This window comes from Paenibacillus sp. Cedars, assembly GCF_003184205.1.
Classification (GTDB): domain Bacteria; phylum Bacillota; class Bacilli; order Paenibacillales; family Paenibacillaceae; genus Paenibacillus_AQ; species Paenibacillus_AQ glucanolyticus.
In genome coordinates this window covers 3,169,105-3,182,498 of sequence record NZ_CP020866.1, presented here as the reverse complement: position 1 = coordinate 3,182,498, position 13,394 = coordinate 3,169,105, and the positions used below count along the sequence as shown (strand labels likewise).

Sequence of the window (13,394 nt, the reverse complement as noted above, 5' to 3'; positions counted from 1 at the left end):
ACACGCATGCTTCATAACCCAACAGGAAAAGAACGCCTCGGATTAGCCTTGCTTCTCAGCTTGCTTGGTATATTAGGACCGTTCAATATCGACATGTATTTGCCCAGCTTTCCCGAGATTGCCCATGATTTTGGGGCGCGGGCTTCGCTTGTCCAGCTGAGTTTGACCTCCTGTCTCATCGGACTCGCGGTTGGTCAGATCATTGTTGGACCGATCAGTGACGCTCACGGAAGAAGAAAGCCGTTATTAGTCTCGCTAGCCTTATTTGCGATATCCTCCTTGTTCTGTGCACTGGCACCGAATATTACGGCACTGGTTGTTGCCAGATTCCTGCAGGGATTCACGGCGGCGGCCGGGCTTGTGATTTCACGTGCTGTTGTGCGCGATGTGTTCAGCGGGCGTGAGCTTACTAAATTCTTTGCGCTGCTGTCGGTCATTAACGCGGTTGCCCCGATGGTTGCCCCGATGTCAGGCGGAGCCATCCTGCTGATGCCGTTTGCAAGCTGGCACACGATCTTTTATTTCTTGAGCATATTCGGTGTCTTCATTGTACTGATCGTTGCCTTTCGGCTGAAGGAAACCTTGCCGCAGGAGAGAAGAACGCCAAGCTCGCTGGGCCATTCCGTCCGTACGATGGGAAGTTTGTTCAAGGATCGTTCCTTTATCGGGTACGCCCTGACGGTGGGTTTCATTCACGGAGGCAGCTTTGCTTACGTTTCGGGAACGCCGTTTGTGTATCAGGGAATTTACGGTGTTTCACCACAAATGTTTAGCGTACTGTTCGGGATTAACGGGATCGCTATTATTACGGGAAGTTTCATTATTGGACGGTTTGGCGGCATCGTTCATGAACGAAGCTTGCTCCGGGTCGGAGTCATCATGGCGGTGAGTGCAACGTTCCTGTTGTTGCTGATGACGATGCTGAAAGGGCCTCTGGCCATCGTTGTTATATTGATATTCATCTACATGATCACCATTGGAATGGTGGCAACAAGCACATTTACGCTGGCCATGGAGAAGCAAGGACACCGCGCAGGAAGTGCAAGTGCTGTCATAGGTTTGCTTCCACTCCTGCTGGGATCCATCGTATCACCGCTTGTCGGTATGGATGAGTCTACAGCCGTGCCGATGGGAGCCATCCTGTTCATCACGTCCGTACTCGGCTCGTTGGCTTTTTTCAAATGGACCAGGAAACATGAAACCGAATCAAAAGACGACATGAGAGGAGCGGGATTGACATGACATCAAACCGAATGATTCACTCCGTTATTTTTTCATTGAAGCATGAGAAGGGCTCTGCAGAGGAGCTGCGTTTTCTGGAGGATGGGCGATCTGCCCTTAGTACGATTGAAGTGGTTCAGGAGTTCAAGGTGTTCAAGCAGATCAGCCATAAGAATACATACGATTTCGGATTCTCCATGGTATTTGATAGCGAAGCTGATTATGAAGCATACCATGTGCATCCGCAGCATGTTGCCTTTGTAGAGGATCGCTGGGAGAAGGAAGTCGTACAGTTTTTGGAGATCGATTACAGCGAGGTTTAATATTCGCATCTCTGTAGGTACCGCCGAGGAGAATCAAAATACGGCTTGAGGCATTAAATGGAATTTCACTGCTTATGAAATAAGAGGAAAGTAAAAAAAGGACCGCAAAGGGTCCTTTTTTCATATCTATCATAAATTTTTGAGATTGCCCCGGTTCTCGATTTTGGTCGTGACCTTAAGCTCGAAGTCCAGCTCCGGGTAATATTCGGATCGCCATCTGGACAATTGCTCACGGGTCAGATCGTTTCTGAAAAATTGGCCTAATGCTAATATATCCGCTTCGTCCTGCTGGGTTTGCTTAAATAAATGCTCTAATCGAGAGGTGAGCAGTTGCTCCAATTTATCTTTAATCTCTTGTTCCGTGGGATGGCCCTTTGAATCCAGAATGGTGACATTCAGCTTCAGATTACTCCTCAAAAAAGCCTGGTCATTCTTCATCCAGCTCTTATGGGTAAGTTTGTTGCTGATAATCTGTACTGTCGCACTGTCCATAACTTCGAGCTTGCCATAGGCGCTTTTTCCATAAAAAGCGTTAGCGACCAGCGTTTCCTCCGGACTGATCTGTCCCGTCATCTTCCCATTCTTGATAATGGCCGAGCCAATGCATTCGATATTCGTTGTCTTTCCTGAGCGAATAAGCGGAACGATGACATCATGCGTATAGGAATTAATGCTTCGAAACATTTCCCATACCCGTGTATCGGCTAATTGGGGATTCCATCCGGCGTTTTTTTCGAAAAAATCATAAATGATATTCCCGCTGTTCAGAGTCTTTGCCTTTATCTCGGAGAAGAATTGCTCCAACGGCTGTTCACTGATAGCAAACAGCGTTTTGGAAGAAATATCACGGGACCGATTAAAGGCCGACACGACGTCCTGCATTCCGCTTTGCGCAAATTTCTTATCCACAATAACAATTTTCAGATGAAGCAAATCAACTTGAGATTCCATATTCATACTCATATGGTCAATGACCTTGTTAATGGTGTCTCCGGTATCCGATACAATCGTAATGTTGTTGGAATCATCCGCTGACGGGATATCCAAGAAGATTTTGTACTGATTATGCTCGGTCAGGGATATCCCCATGATGACAGGGAGGGCTCGATGGTTAATATCTTTGTTGTCCCAGCAGCCGCTTAATAAAGGGAGAAGGATTATCGAAACCATCAGAAGTTTCATCCTCCAACGAAAAGGGGTTCGTATGATCATCATCAAGATACCTCCGCTTTACGATTGGCTTTGTTCTTGAGCCGCCATCCCATAATGAAAGTGAGCACGGGGATGACAATGAAAATGTATAACCTGAGCGGGATGATCCCGATCTGCAGCTGTTTCAGGAAGTCCCAGTCCGGAATGGCCAATGAGATAACAAATAGGAGAATCGTCAACCCGATTAGCCCGTAAGGATCGGGGATAAAGGGCAGTGCTTTTTTCGTTAAGGTCATTAAAGTCCATAGGGTGACTGCCATGTATAGCAGAGCAAAAGCCATCAAACTGAGCAGGAAGAATATGGTGATCCGGTCAAACATCAGCCAGGTCACGTTCACCGTATCGATCGTCATCAGCATGGGGAATTCATACAGCTCAGCGGTCGATTGGCCAAAGGTCAGCAGGGGAAGATATACCGACAGCAGGTACATTGGGAGCAGCAGCAGTCCGCCGATGGCCATCTTTTTCATGTTGATAGGAATAGAGACGGGGAGTAGTCCCAGAAAAAAGAATCCCCCCGCATACACAAACAGACTAACTTGAAATTCTACATCCGTTATGAAGGTAAACGTTTGTTTATGGCCGACGAACGGCAAAGCGTAATACCAATCGACATTCTGAAAGGATAGATACAGGACAAACAGGAGTGGACCCGAGAACAAGATAGCAAGTAATAAGGCTGTTCTGGCCATACTGCCAATTCCCTGCCAAGCCATTACAAAGGCGACAAGGAACAGGAGCAGCAGGATGGCCCACAGGGGTGTGTTGGATAAGAAAATCAGCGTGAGCATTTCAGAGTAGGCACGAATAGTTACGATAAACGCAACGACCAGGTACAGGAAGGCAGGCAGCAGGACAATCCATGGAACAACCCTGCCTGCACTTCGGAATATATCAATGACCGTTTGATTTTTGGCAAATCGCAAGCCCATGATATATAAGAAAACAACGGTCATCTGTACGGCGTAGCTGAATACAATGCCTATCCAGTGCCCGGTTTGCATAGCAGAAAAAAACCTCGAGGGATATAGAAAAAAGATAAGCCCCATATGACAGACCACGTACATTACGGCTGATTGAAGTCCGCCTTTAGCCATTGGGTTCATCCTTCTGGGTCAATGAGGGCATGGACAAGTAAGGAACACCCATGCTGCTCTGGTTGCCTATGTAGGCGCAGATAAGCACAATCCCCGCGAGCAGACCCAATACCCCGTAAATAGCAGATAAAATAATGAGCAGATACTTGAAGACCCTGATCGGCACAGAGTTCTGAAATCCGACTACCGTCGAAGAGGCAATGGTGGTGCCCGCCAGCACGATGATTAACAGATTGCTGACGAGTTTCGCCGCAACTGCGGCTTGCCCGAGGATAATGCCTCCGACCATCGTAACGGTCGGTCCTATGCTCTTGGGCAGGCGAATGCTGGCTTCCAGTATGAGCTCCAGCACAACCAGAAGCAGTAAAGTTTCCACCATGGCGGGATACGGGACGTCTTGACGGCTGTGGGCAATGGATAGCGCCAATTGCAGCCTCAATACTTCTGGGTTTACGGACACCAGGGCAACATAGAGACCCGGAATGATGGTGGCAATCAGCGCGCCCAGAATGCGAAGTAAGCGGATAAGATACATGAAGGGCAGCGGGAAATTGTGATCATCCTTCATGCAGAACATATCCCAGATCAGACTCGGGATGATGACCGCAAACGGCAGTCGATCAATCATTAACACGACTTTCCCTTGCTGCAGGGAATGTGCCGCATTCTGCGGGAGCTCGGTTGCGTTAAACCGGGCTACCAGCGTCCAGGGGTTTGATCCCAGAATTTTCTCAAGCTGCTGCAGATGCTGGATATCCTTATCCAAACCGGCTTCAATTTTCTTCCGGAGGTTGTCGATAAGCGCGGGCTTAACCTGATCCTCAACGTAGATTAACAAAACGGCTTTGGGATTGCTCTTTCCGACCTTGTAAGTTTCTACTTTCAAGTTGGCGCTTGTGCAGTGTTTCCGAAGGATGCCGATATTGGTGTTGAGATCTTCAAGAAAAGAGCTGCTGGACCCATACAGGGTGTTCTCCGTTTCAGCCGGTCCGATCGACCGGGTAACAACTTTGGATATAGGAAGGACAGCGCAGCATGTTCCTGACAGAGGTTCCAGCACAATCAAGTTGCCCTTTATGATGTCAGGCACAATTGCACCCAGATCGGGGTCCACAAGCTGTCCAATAATCTTGAGCAATGAATCCGGTGACAGCGAGTCATCGACCATGTTTGTTGTCTGCGTCTGGAGCATAGCAATGCTCTGAGGAAGATCGACCAAAGAATCCAAGCCGATCACCTGAACTCGATATTGCAGCAATTGAATTTCTACATTGAAATAATCGGCATTTGCCCTGAAATAATCAGCCAAACGCTGTTTGAGATCCATACACTCACTCCCTAGTCCATGCAATACATGATTTAGTTATCATTTCCATTCTATGTTTTAATTTATGCATGAAAGGAGAATGGGGAGGAGAAGCAACAGTCAAGTACAAGGATTCAACGTCCGGTATTGTTAACACCGATGAGCGATTGTATCTGCTGAAGGACTCGAGACAACACGGGTATCTGCGGCGGCCTTTATCCTGTGTCTCATTCCCTTATGGTTCGAAAATCCGGCAGCTTCCCTTGCTGCAATTGGAATGCAAGAATGGCTGGCGCTCGTATGGTACGTTCCGATCGTAACGGCGCTGGCATTCATTTGGTGGTACGCGGGTATTAAACGATGTCAAGTTGCGACGGCGGCTGCTTTTTCCGGCATGATGCCCTTTACCGCCATAAAAAAAAGGAAACAGCACAGGAGCTGCTTCCTTTTGTAGGAGGAATGCTTTATTGTCGCTTGAGATTAAGGTGCCAGCTGTCAGAACGACTGAGCGAACGCTTGTTACGGGACGTATTGACGGCACTTACCAGTAAGAAGATCAAAACGGATGACCCCGTATTATTATTGAACAATACTTTGTTCGGGTGCAAATCACCAGCGCCACCTCTGGCAATATATACGCCGGGGGATGGCTGTGCCTCAATTTTGATTGCAAAAGCATCATTGTTAAACAAAAAGTTAATATCTTTGAGAACCAGTTTTCTGCCGTTTCTCACGTTGATTACAATTTGCTGCAACAAAATGGTCTTTCCAGCACCTACATCAATAGGATTCTTCCCACCTACAATCCCATTCAACTGTAACGGAGTCATATGCTCACCTCTTTTAATTAAGTCTTACATTCTATTCATCAAAGAGAGAAAAGGATATAGACAGATAGAATAGTTTCAGGAGGTATATTTCCATGAGAGGTAATGGGGACTATAATTATTAGTAAACATAAAGGCAGGGATGACGATGAAAAGAGTGCTGTTGCTGCTGGCCGATGGATTCGAGGCAGTGGAAGCAAGCGTCTTTACCGACGTATTAGGATGGAACATGCTTGAGGGAGACGGCACCACGCAGGTGGTAACGACCGGATTGCACGACCGATTAAAGTGTACCTGGAACTTCACCGTGATTCCTGAAGTGACACTGGATTCAGTCCGGGTTGATGACTATGATGCGCTTGCGATTCCAGGCGGATTTGAGGAAGCCGGGTTTTACAAGGATGCATACGATCCCAGGTTCTCCGCCGTCATTCAGGCATTCCATGCCCAAAACAAGTGGATCGCCACCATATGTGTTGCAGCCCTGACGCTTGGCAAGGCCGGGCTGCTGGAGGGGCGCAGGGCAACAATCTACGATCATCCAACGAGCATCAGAAAGAAACAGCTGCGCGAGTTTGGCGCCATCGTGGTGGACGAACAAGTCGTTGTCGATGGAAATCTGATCACTTCCTGTAACCCGGCAACAGCCTTTGAAGTGGCCTTCACTTTGCTGGAAAAGCTGACAACGCGAGAAAATACGTTACATGTGAAAGATTTGATGGGTTTTGCGGAAAAGTAACGGACTAACACGCATATTAAGCAATGAGCATGTCTGAGCTGGACAGTGCTCGTTGCTTTTTTTATTGCGGCCAACGACAGTTTATATAAAAGTTAATTATACTCATACCTCCTCTATTTATGGTTTTGGGACGATGTTACGCTTACGTTGAAGCCGTTAAATATCTGAATTAATAGGGCAAGATGCGGTATTTCAAAGGTTTCGAGATAGCCGACAGAATGGGGGAGAACGGATGAAAGTCACGGTGGAGTTAAGTGATGCCTCGACTAAATTTATCATTAATAATATGTATCCGCTGTACCTGCACGATTTGTCAGGAATATGGGGATGGAAGCCGAATCGATATGGCGTGTTTGAAGATGATGATACCAGAACCTTGAATGATCAAATCCAAGTGTTCGATATATGGTGGGATAAGCCAGAGGTGTTATTCCCGTATCTTATATGGGCCGATGACATTCCTGCGGGCTTTGCATTGGTTGCAACCCCGCCGTATACCTTTGGCAGTGAATTCTACATGAACGAGTTTTTTGTGATGAAGCCCTTCCGTGGCCAGAATATCGCAGAGGCGGCTGCGGCACAGGTATTCAACGAGCATTCAGGCAGCTGGGAGATCCAAACGAACGCCACGGACAGCAATAAGAGGGCACAAGCCATCTGGAGAAAGACGCTTCATAGTTATAGAGCGGAACGGGGGTTTCAGGAGACTGTCGACGAAATCAAGAATGATCATGTAAAGATCGTCTTTCGATTTTGATCATCATAAAGCAGGGAAATGAAATGGATGTTGAAGGAGCAGATCTCTCTGCTCCTTTTCTATGAATGCAATCATGGGTTTTCGGAAACAAATCCGCTATTTAAGTTCTATACAGGCGGACAGATCCTTGTTCTTCGAGAGGCTTAACAACATGTCATAGAAAACTCTGCGGTCACTCTCGGTAAGGCTGCCGAGGGTTTTCTCGGCGATTTCCGTTTGATAGTCCAGTACGGGCCTAATGGTCGCTTGTGCCTGTTCCGTGAGCTGAATCAGGATAGCCCGGCGGTCTTGCGGATCCTGGACACGGACAAGCAGTTGTTCCTTCTCAAGAGCATCCACTAAATCGGTAAGCGTGCGGGCTTTAATGCCCAGCCTTGCAGCTAATTCATTCATTCGAATGCTTCCGGTTTCTAGGACGACAGAGAGCACGCGAAGTCTCGGTCCGGACACTTGATATGGGGTTGGGAACATACCTAGTTGAGCGTCGAATTCTTTTTGGATGGCATGAGTAGTTCTTACAAGCATGTGAATGATATCGATGGATGAGGGTACAGCGTCGTTTGGTTTCATAAGTTCCTCCTTGACAAAAGCAGACTTTATACTTAAGCTCATAATTAGTGAGGTTACTCACTATATAATAAACATATAATGAGTAAACTCATTAAATTATACACTCATTTCCATGCTGCAGCTAGGTGTTTATTATGGACGATTTTATCTTTCAAACACGAGGGAAGGGATAACCATGAAAAATGATACGTATAACAACGGGGACAAACTGCTCCGCGTCCTCGTTGTAACACTCATATTCTCCGTCATGAACGGTACGATGTTCAATGTGGCTTTACCGGCCATCGGTAAAGAATTTGAATTGCTTCCATCTGAAGTTAGCTGGATTATGACCAGTTATATGGCTCTCTATGCAATCGGTTCGGTTGTCTTTGGTAAACTTGCAGACAGCTATAGCCTGAAGGGTCTGATTACGTACGGGCTGCTCTTATTTGCTGTCGGATCGGTTGTCGGGATGCTGGCCGTTGATTTTTGGATGATTATTCTCGGCCGAGTGCTTCAAGCAGCAGGTGCTGCCGTATTGCCAGCCATAGCCATGATTATTCCAATCCGATATTTTGAACCTGAGAGACGCGGGAGAGCGCTCGGTACATCGGCTATTGGCTTGGCACTTGGAGGTGCTCTGGGTCCGATCGTGTCCGGGATGATTATGAGTTTTGGCAGCTGGCGCATCTTGTTCTTGTTCTCATTACTGCCGCTGCTGACCATACCTTTCTTCAGAAGATATCTGAACGATGAGAGAGGGACAGCCAAGCCGCTGGATGTGATAGGCGGAGGATTCCTTGCGGCAGCGGTGGGCTTGTTCCTGCTAGCCATCACACAGAGCAGCTGGGCGGCTGCTGTTATCGGGGGGCTATTCCTACTGATGTTTGCGATCCGCATTCGAAAAGCGGTCCATCCGTTTATTCAGCCGGAGCTGTTCATGAATGCCAGATATACCGGTGCGTTGGTCATCGCTTTTATATCGACCTCCATGAATTTTAGCATTACCTTTATTACGCCTCAGTATTTGACGGCACTGAACAATCTGTCTGCAGGGAGCATTGGCTTTGTCCTGGTGCCTGCTGCCATTGCAGCGGCCACGCTTGGCCGTGTCGGGGGTAAACTTGCGGATGAACGCGGGAATTCAACTCTATTTTCCATTGCGGCTGCACTGCTGGTTCTATGCTTCATTCTGACCTCCACTTTCGTTGGCATTTCACCATATGTCATTGCACTGCTGTTAATCATGGGTCAAGTAGGACAAACCTTTATGCAGATTGCGATGTCCAACACGATCTCAAGAACGCTTTCCAAAGAACAGGTCGGTGTCGGCATGGGATTGTTCTCCATGCTGAACTTTATATCCGGCGCGATGGCAATGAGCATTATAGGCAAGGTATTGGATCAGTCGGCAACCTGGCGGTTGAATCCGCTGACAGGTAACGAGTCGGCTTATGTTTACAGCAATATTTTCTTTATAATGACCGCTTTAAGCATCCTGGTATGGGGGCTGTATCAAATGCAGTTTGGTCCCAAGACGGACCGGAGACCGTTCAGGAATACCTGATGACATATGGTCTGATGAATCAGGCTTTTTCGTATGATCAGGTCAGCCAGAATCTACTGGCTGGCCTTTTTTTCGACCGTTTTTATTTTCTTTTTTTCAGAATTCATGTAGCGGAATCGAGAGTTACCCCGTCTATAGGGTATGGAGGTGGTCAACAGATGGCAAGGCCGGCCGGCCCTAACGACAAATCCAGATACCCGTCTGAGCCCTCCCTGGCACTGGAGCAATTCATGACCGAGTATGGCACCTCCATACTGCGTACAGCCTACTTCTATTTGGGCGATCGACATCTAGCAGAGGACGTCAGCCAGGAGGTATTCCTGCGAGCTTTTCGCCATTGGACATCGTTTCGTGGAGATAGCAGCGTGAAGACGTGGCTCACCAAGATTGCAATCCATGCATGCCGGGATAAACAGGGATTAAAAATGATGAAAGAGCAGCCAACAGATCCGCTGCTAATGGAGAATTCCGTTCTCCGCAGCGTGGAGGAGGAGGCTTTAGAACGCTTGGATCAAACAACCATTCTTAAATATATTGCTGCACTGCCGGTTCATTATCATGAGGTTATCTACTTGTATTACTACCTGGATTTGGGAACCCGTGATATCGCTGAAGCAACCGGCGCACCGGAAGGAACCGTTCGCGGAAGGCTTCACCGGGCAAGGGCGCTTCTGGGCGAATACCTGGCAAAGGAGGGACTCGCGTTATGACATCTCAGGAGGACAAACTTCGAGACCTTGTGAAAAGCGAAGCGGATGAAATGCTGTTCAGCAATCTTCACTTTGATTCACATATGTGCGAAAAGGTGAATCAGCGTATCCAGCATGAAGCGAACCTGCAGGAGGAGAGCCCGGTGCGTAGAACAAGAATGAGAATGAGAAATCATCGGTGGTTCGCCGGAACAACAGCGGCCGCGATATTCATCGGACTATGTCTGTTCCTTGCTGAGCCCGATTTTTCCAATTCTCCGGGATCTCCTCCATTAGATCAGGATCCGCCTGTAACCCTAATGGACCCTGACTCTCCAATCGATGATCCGCCAGTTGGCTATAATGACGAGCCGCGAATCCTTGGCAGTTATGAAGAGGCGGGCCAGGCATTTGGCGATAAGCTCGGCGTCCCGTCCTATATTCCGGAGGGTTTCTCCCTTCAGCAAATTTCAGTGACGGGACCGAACGAAGCGGTAAGAGCGGCCGTATTCAGTTATACAGCAGGTGAGCGTTCCTTCGGTTTATTTGCTGACAAAGGCGCGAATTCAAGCATGCCGCAGCATTTCGATGAAACCGTCGATGTGAACGGTGCCGCTGGTTACCTGATCGCAGGTGAACCGTTGCAGGATGACGGATTAATCACACCGAATGTTGAGCTTCACTGGTACACGGATGATATTCACTTCACGATATCAGGGCTTGTGAGCGCTAAGGAAGCTCTTCGCATTGCACGATCCATGGAGCCTGTTAAGCAGAAAGATCATAGGCCATAAACCAGAGATAATCAGGAGGTAGTGAAAAATGAATAAGGATTATATAAAACAATGGGTTAAGCTCATGATGCTGGGGTGTGTCTTGCTCATGGCAGGGGCAGGCAATGCTGCGGCTGCGCCGAATGGCGTGATGTCCGCGTCCATGCATATCGTGTCCGCCGCTGATGAGAGCCTGGATGATAAACAAGCGGAAATCGATGATTATGTTGCCGGAGCAGGCCAAGAGGAGCTTTCACGGGAGGGCTTTACTGTAACCCACACGGTTGCAGCAGGAGATAAGGTGGAAGTTGGCATTACGCCTTACAATGAAGAGCATGCCAACTTCCTCTACGAGAAATTTGGACGTGATCAAGTTCAAGTGGTGGAAGGAGAGCAAGCGATACTCTATGGAGCGAATACGGCCGAAGCCGACGTGGTCGCAGCGGAGGAAGCGGGCATGAATCTGTGGATCTGGATCGGCGCAGCGGTGGTCATCGTGGCTGGTGGACTGGTGCTCGTACGCAGGAAGCTCTTTTCACGGAGTTGATTGTACCTTGAAAAAGGGACCGGGGGCCTGCCGCTGGCGGGTATTTCCGATTAAAAAGAAAATATCGACATTATATGAAAACAATTCATACTTAAGGTATGGATTGTTTTTTATTTTTTGATTGCAGATGTCCCTTTTTCGGCAGGAGGGGTGTTATATAACGTAAATATGGTGTACGCGGGGGTGCGGCTTCGAATTGGATTACATCGAGGAGTGTGTGAGACGCGTTAAGGCCGGTGAGGTAGATTGCTTTGAGCCCATCGTCGAAACGTACAAAAAACAGATCTACATATACTGCTGCCGAATGCTTGGCTGCAAACAGGATGCGCAGGATGCTGTCCAGGATATATTCATCAAGGCTTTCACCAAGCTTCATCTTTATGAAGCGAAGGTATCGTTCTCGTCATGGTTGTACAAAATTGCCTATCATCATTGCCTCAACCTGATTCGCAAGCGACGCGTGCGTTTACGGGTAAGTCGGCTTATGAAACCGGCAGGGCATGCTGATAGCGTGGAGCAAACGTTGGAGCGCCGATGGTTCAGCGAACCGCTGGAGTATGCTATGAACAAGCTGTCGGTTGAAGAACGGAATCTGCTGGTGCTGCGGGTGTTTGAAGATAAACCGTTCTCAGAGATCGCTCAGATTCTGGATAAGAATCTTAGTGCAGTGAAGAAAAAATATGCACGCATGAAACAGAAAGTCATCAAGTTGATGGAGGAGAAGGGGGGCACGGAGTTATGCGAGATTACGGACAGTCGGACGAAGATCGAATGCTGAGAAGTTTGGAATTGCAATCGGTAGAGGATGAGATTGACGTAACCCCTGCCATCATGCGCCAGGTTCGTCAAATTCATCAGAAGAAACAGGGAAGGGGATTCCGTAATCGGAGGAAATACTTCATGATGGCCTCACTATCTGCCATATTGATTCTTTCGTCGATGAGTGTCTACGCCAGTCAATACTTTATACAGATCAAAAACAAGGAAGGCGAAATCATACTGACTACCATGAAGCCATGGAAATACACCGAATCGGAATATAACGCCAAACGTGAAAGGGAAACGGAAGAAGAACTGAGCAAGAGGTTAAAGCCGGGAGAACAGGCCGTGTATTATATCAAGGACAGGCACATGACTTCATCCGCCAAAAAATATCCTCTGAACTATTTTTACAAAACGATTCAGCATCCGAATTATAACGATCTGGCCAAGGAAATTGAGGAGAAGGGAGCTCCCCTGTTACAAGAACCGGAATATGTCCCGTCAGGGTACTTCTTTGACCGGGGCCAAATCCAAATTAGGAACGAACCTGTATGGGGCACGCCAGAGTATGAGAGCCTTCTGAATGAACTCAAGGAGCAAGCTGCAAGGTCTGATGAAGAACAGGGGCTGTTTTATAAAAGGGTCTCTTGGTCGAAGATTGCGTCTACGGTGATGGAATACCGAAAAGACGAAAGCCGGATTATTTTCATCGCATTTGCCAGAGAGAAGGGCTCAAAGGCGGGTGTTCCTACAGAGCAAGCTGTAAAACTACCGGTGAATGGAAAAGAAATGATCCTGTCCTCCAACTCTGTTTCCGCGAACCGTAAGTTAACATGGCTCAGCGACAATGAAGAAGTGATGTATGTGATTACGGACGACCCGAAGGATCCGCTGTCCAACGATGATTTTGCGAAAATTGCCGCCGGTCTCCTGCAGGAATAAAGAATCCCCCTGATTTTTTAACAAAATGTCCCTTTTATTCGCGGCTGGGCGTTATACGAAATGTATTTAAAAACTTAGAA

15 protein-coding genes are annotated in these 13,394 nt (G+C 47.7%); 10 read left to right on the top strand and 5 right to left on the bottom strand.

Annotated features, from left to right (window positions below; genetic code table 11):
• Nucleotides 1-6 precede the first annotated feature (6 nt).
• The gene (locus B9D94_RS16170; protein WP_036638309.1) at nucleotides 7-1,242 is read left to right on the top strand and encodes a Bcr/CflA family efflux MFS transporter; all 1,236 of its coding nucleotides are present in this window, start codon (nucleotides 7-9) and stop codon (nucleotides 1,240-1,242) included.
• Entirely contained in the window at nucleotides 1,239-1,544 is a 306-nt protein-coding gene (locus B9D94_RS16165) for a Dabb family protein (RefSeq protein WP_006209907.1), read from the top strand. Before B9D94_RS16170 ends, B9D94_RS16165 begins: the two co-directional genes overlap by 4 nt.
• A gap of 129 nt (nucleotides 1,545-1,673) precedes the next feature.
• Here B9D94_RS16165 and B9D94_RS16160 read toward each other — a convergent pair whose 3' ends face one another.
• The 4 genes from B9D94_RS16160 to B9D94_RS16140 form a co-directional block, all read right to left on the bottom strand.
• Nucleotides 1,674-2,714, bottom strand: coding sequence for a Ger(x)C family spore germination protein (locus tag B9D94_RS16160; protein WP_234972872.1), 1,041 nt, complete (start codon nucleotides 2,712-2,714; stop codon nucleotides 1,674-1,676).
• A 44-nt stretch (nucleotides 2,715-2,758) separates the two neighbouring features.
• Entirely contained in the window at nucleotides 2,759-3,853 is a 1,095-nt protein-coding gene (locus B9D94_RS16155; RefSeq protein ID WP_063479345.1) for a GerAB/ArcD/ProY family transporter, read from the bottom strand.
• Nucleotides 3,846-5,180: a spore germination protein gene (locus B9D94_RS16150; protein ID WP_063479346.1), complete on the bottom strand. Its 1,335-nt coding sequence runs from the start codon at nucleotides 5,178-5,180 to the stop codon at nucleotides 3,846-3,848. Before B9D94_RS16150 ends, B9D94_RS16155 begins: the two co-directional genes overlap by 8 nt.
• Before the next feature lie 443 nt (nucleotides 5,181-5,623).
• On the bottom strand, nucleotides 5,624-5,989 hold the full coding sequence (locus B9D94_RS16140; RefSeq protein WP_006209915.1) for a hypothetical protein: 366 nt from the start codon (nucleotides 5,987-5,989) through the stop codon (nucleotides 5,624-5,626).
• 145 nt (nucleotides 5,990-6,134) lie between these two features.
• Between B9D94_RS16140 and B9D94_RS16135 the strand changes: the two genes are divergently transcribed.
• Both B9D94_RS16135 and B9D94_RS16130 read left to right on the top strand, forming a co-directional pair.
• Entirely contained in the window at nucleotides 6,135-6,725 is a 591-nt protein-coding gene (locus tag B9D94_RS16135) for a DJ-1/PfpI family protein (protein WP_148247494.1), read from the top strand.
• Between the two features lie 232 nt (nucleotides 6,726-6,957).
• On the top strand, nucleotides 6,958-7,482 hold the full coding sequence (locus B9D94_RS16130) for a GNAT family N-acetyltransferase (RefSeq protein ID WP_148247493.1): 525 nt from the start codon (nucleotides 6,958-6,960) through the stop codon (nucleotides 7,480-7,482).
• Nucleotides 7,483-7,578: 96 nt separating this feature from the next.
• Here the strand turns inward: B9D94_RS16130 and B9D94_RS16125 are convergent, their stop codons facing one another.
• Nucleotides 7,579-8,052 (bottom strand): MarR family winged helix-turn-helix transcriptional regulator, encoded by a 474-nt coding sequence (locus B9D94_RS16125; RefSeq protein ID WP_148247492.1) that lies wholly within the window; start codon nucleotides 8,050-8,052, stop codon nucleotides 7,579-7,581.
• Nucleotides 8,053-8,227: 175 nt separating this feature from the next.
• Here B9D94_RS16125 and B9D94_RS16120 point away from each other — a divergent pair, with 175 nt between their 5' ends.
• The 6 genes from B9D94_RS16120 (at nucleotide 8,228) to B9D94_RS16095 (ending at nucleotide 13,314) form a co-directional block, all read left to right on the top strand.
• Entirely contained in the window at nucleotides 8,228-9,601 is a 1,374-nt protein-coding gene (locus tag B9D94_RS16120) for an MFS transporter (protein WP_148247491.1), read from the top strand.
• 158 nt (nucleotides 9,602-9,759) lie between these two features.
• Nucleotides 9,760-10,311, top strand: coding sequence for a sigma-70 family RNA polymerase sigma factor (locus B9D94_RS16115; protein WP_006209921.1), 552 nt, complete (start codon nucleotides 9,760-9,762; stop codon nucleotides 10,309-10,311).
• A complete protein-coding gene (locus B9D94_RS16110; RefSeq protein ID WP_006209922.1) occupies nucleotides 10,308-11,084 on the top strand; it encodes a DUF4367 domain-containing protein in 777 nt (258 codons plus the stop codon). The genes B9D94_RS16115 and B9D94_RS16110 overlap by 4 nt, the downstream gene beginning before the upstream one ends.
• Nucleotides 11,085-11,112: 28 nt before the next feature.
• The gene (locus tag B9D94_RS16105) at nucleotides 11,113-11,610 is read left to right on the top strand and encodes a hypothetical protein (protein WP_006209923.1); all 498 of its coding nucleotides are present in this window, start codon (nucleotides 11,113-11,115) and stop codon (nucleotides 11,608-11,610) included.
• Nucleotides 11,611-11,806: 196 nt separating this feature from the next.
• Nucleotides 11,807-12,388, top strand: coding sequence for an RNA polymerase sigma factor (locus tag B9D94_RS16100; protein WP_063479352.1), 582 nt, complete (start codon nucleotides 11,807-11,809; stop codon nucleotides 12,386-12,388).
• Entirely contained in the window at nucleotides 12,349-13,314 is a 966-nt protein-coding gene (locus B9D94_RS16095; protein ID WP_253806170.1) for a hypothetical protein, read from the top strand. Before B9D94_RS16100 ends, B9D94_RS16095 begins: the two co-directional genes overlap by 40 nt.
• The last annotated feature ends 80 nt before the right edge of the window (nucleotides 13,315-13,394 follow it).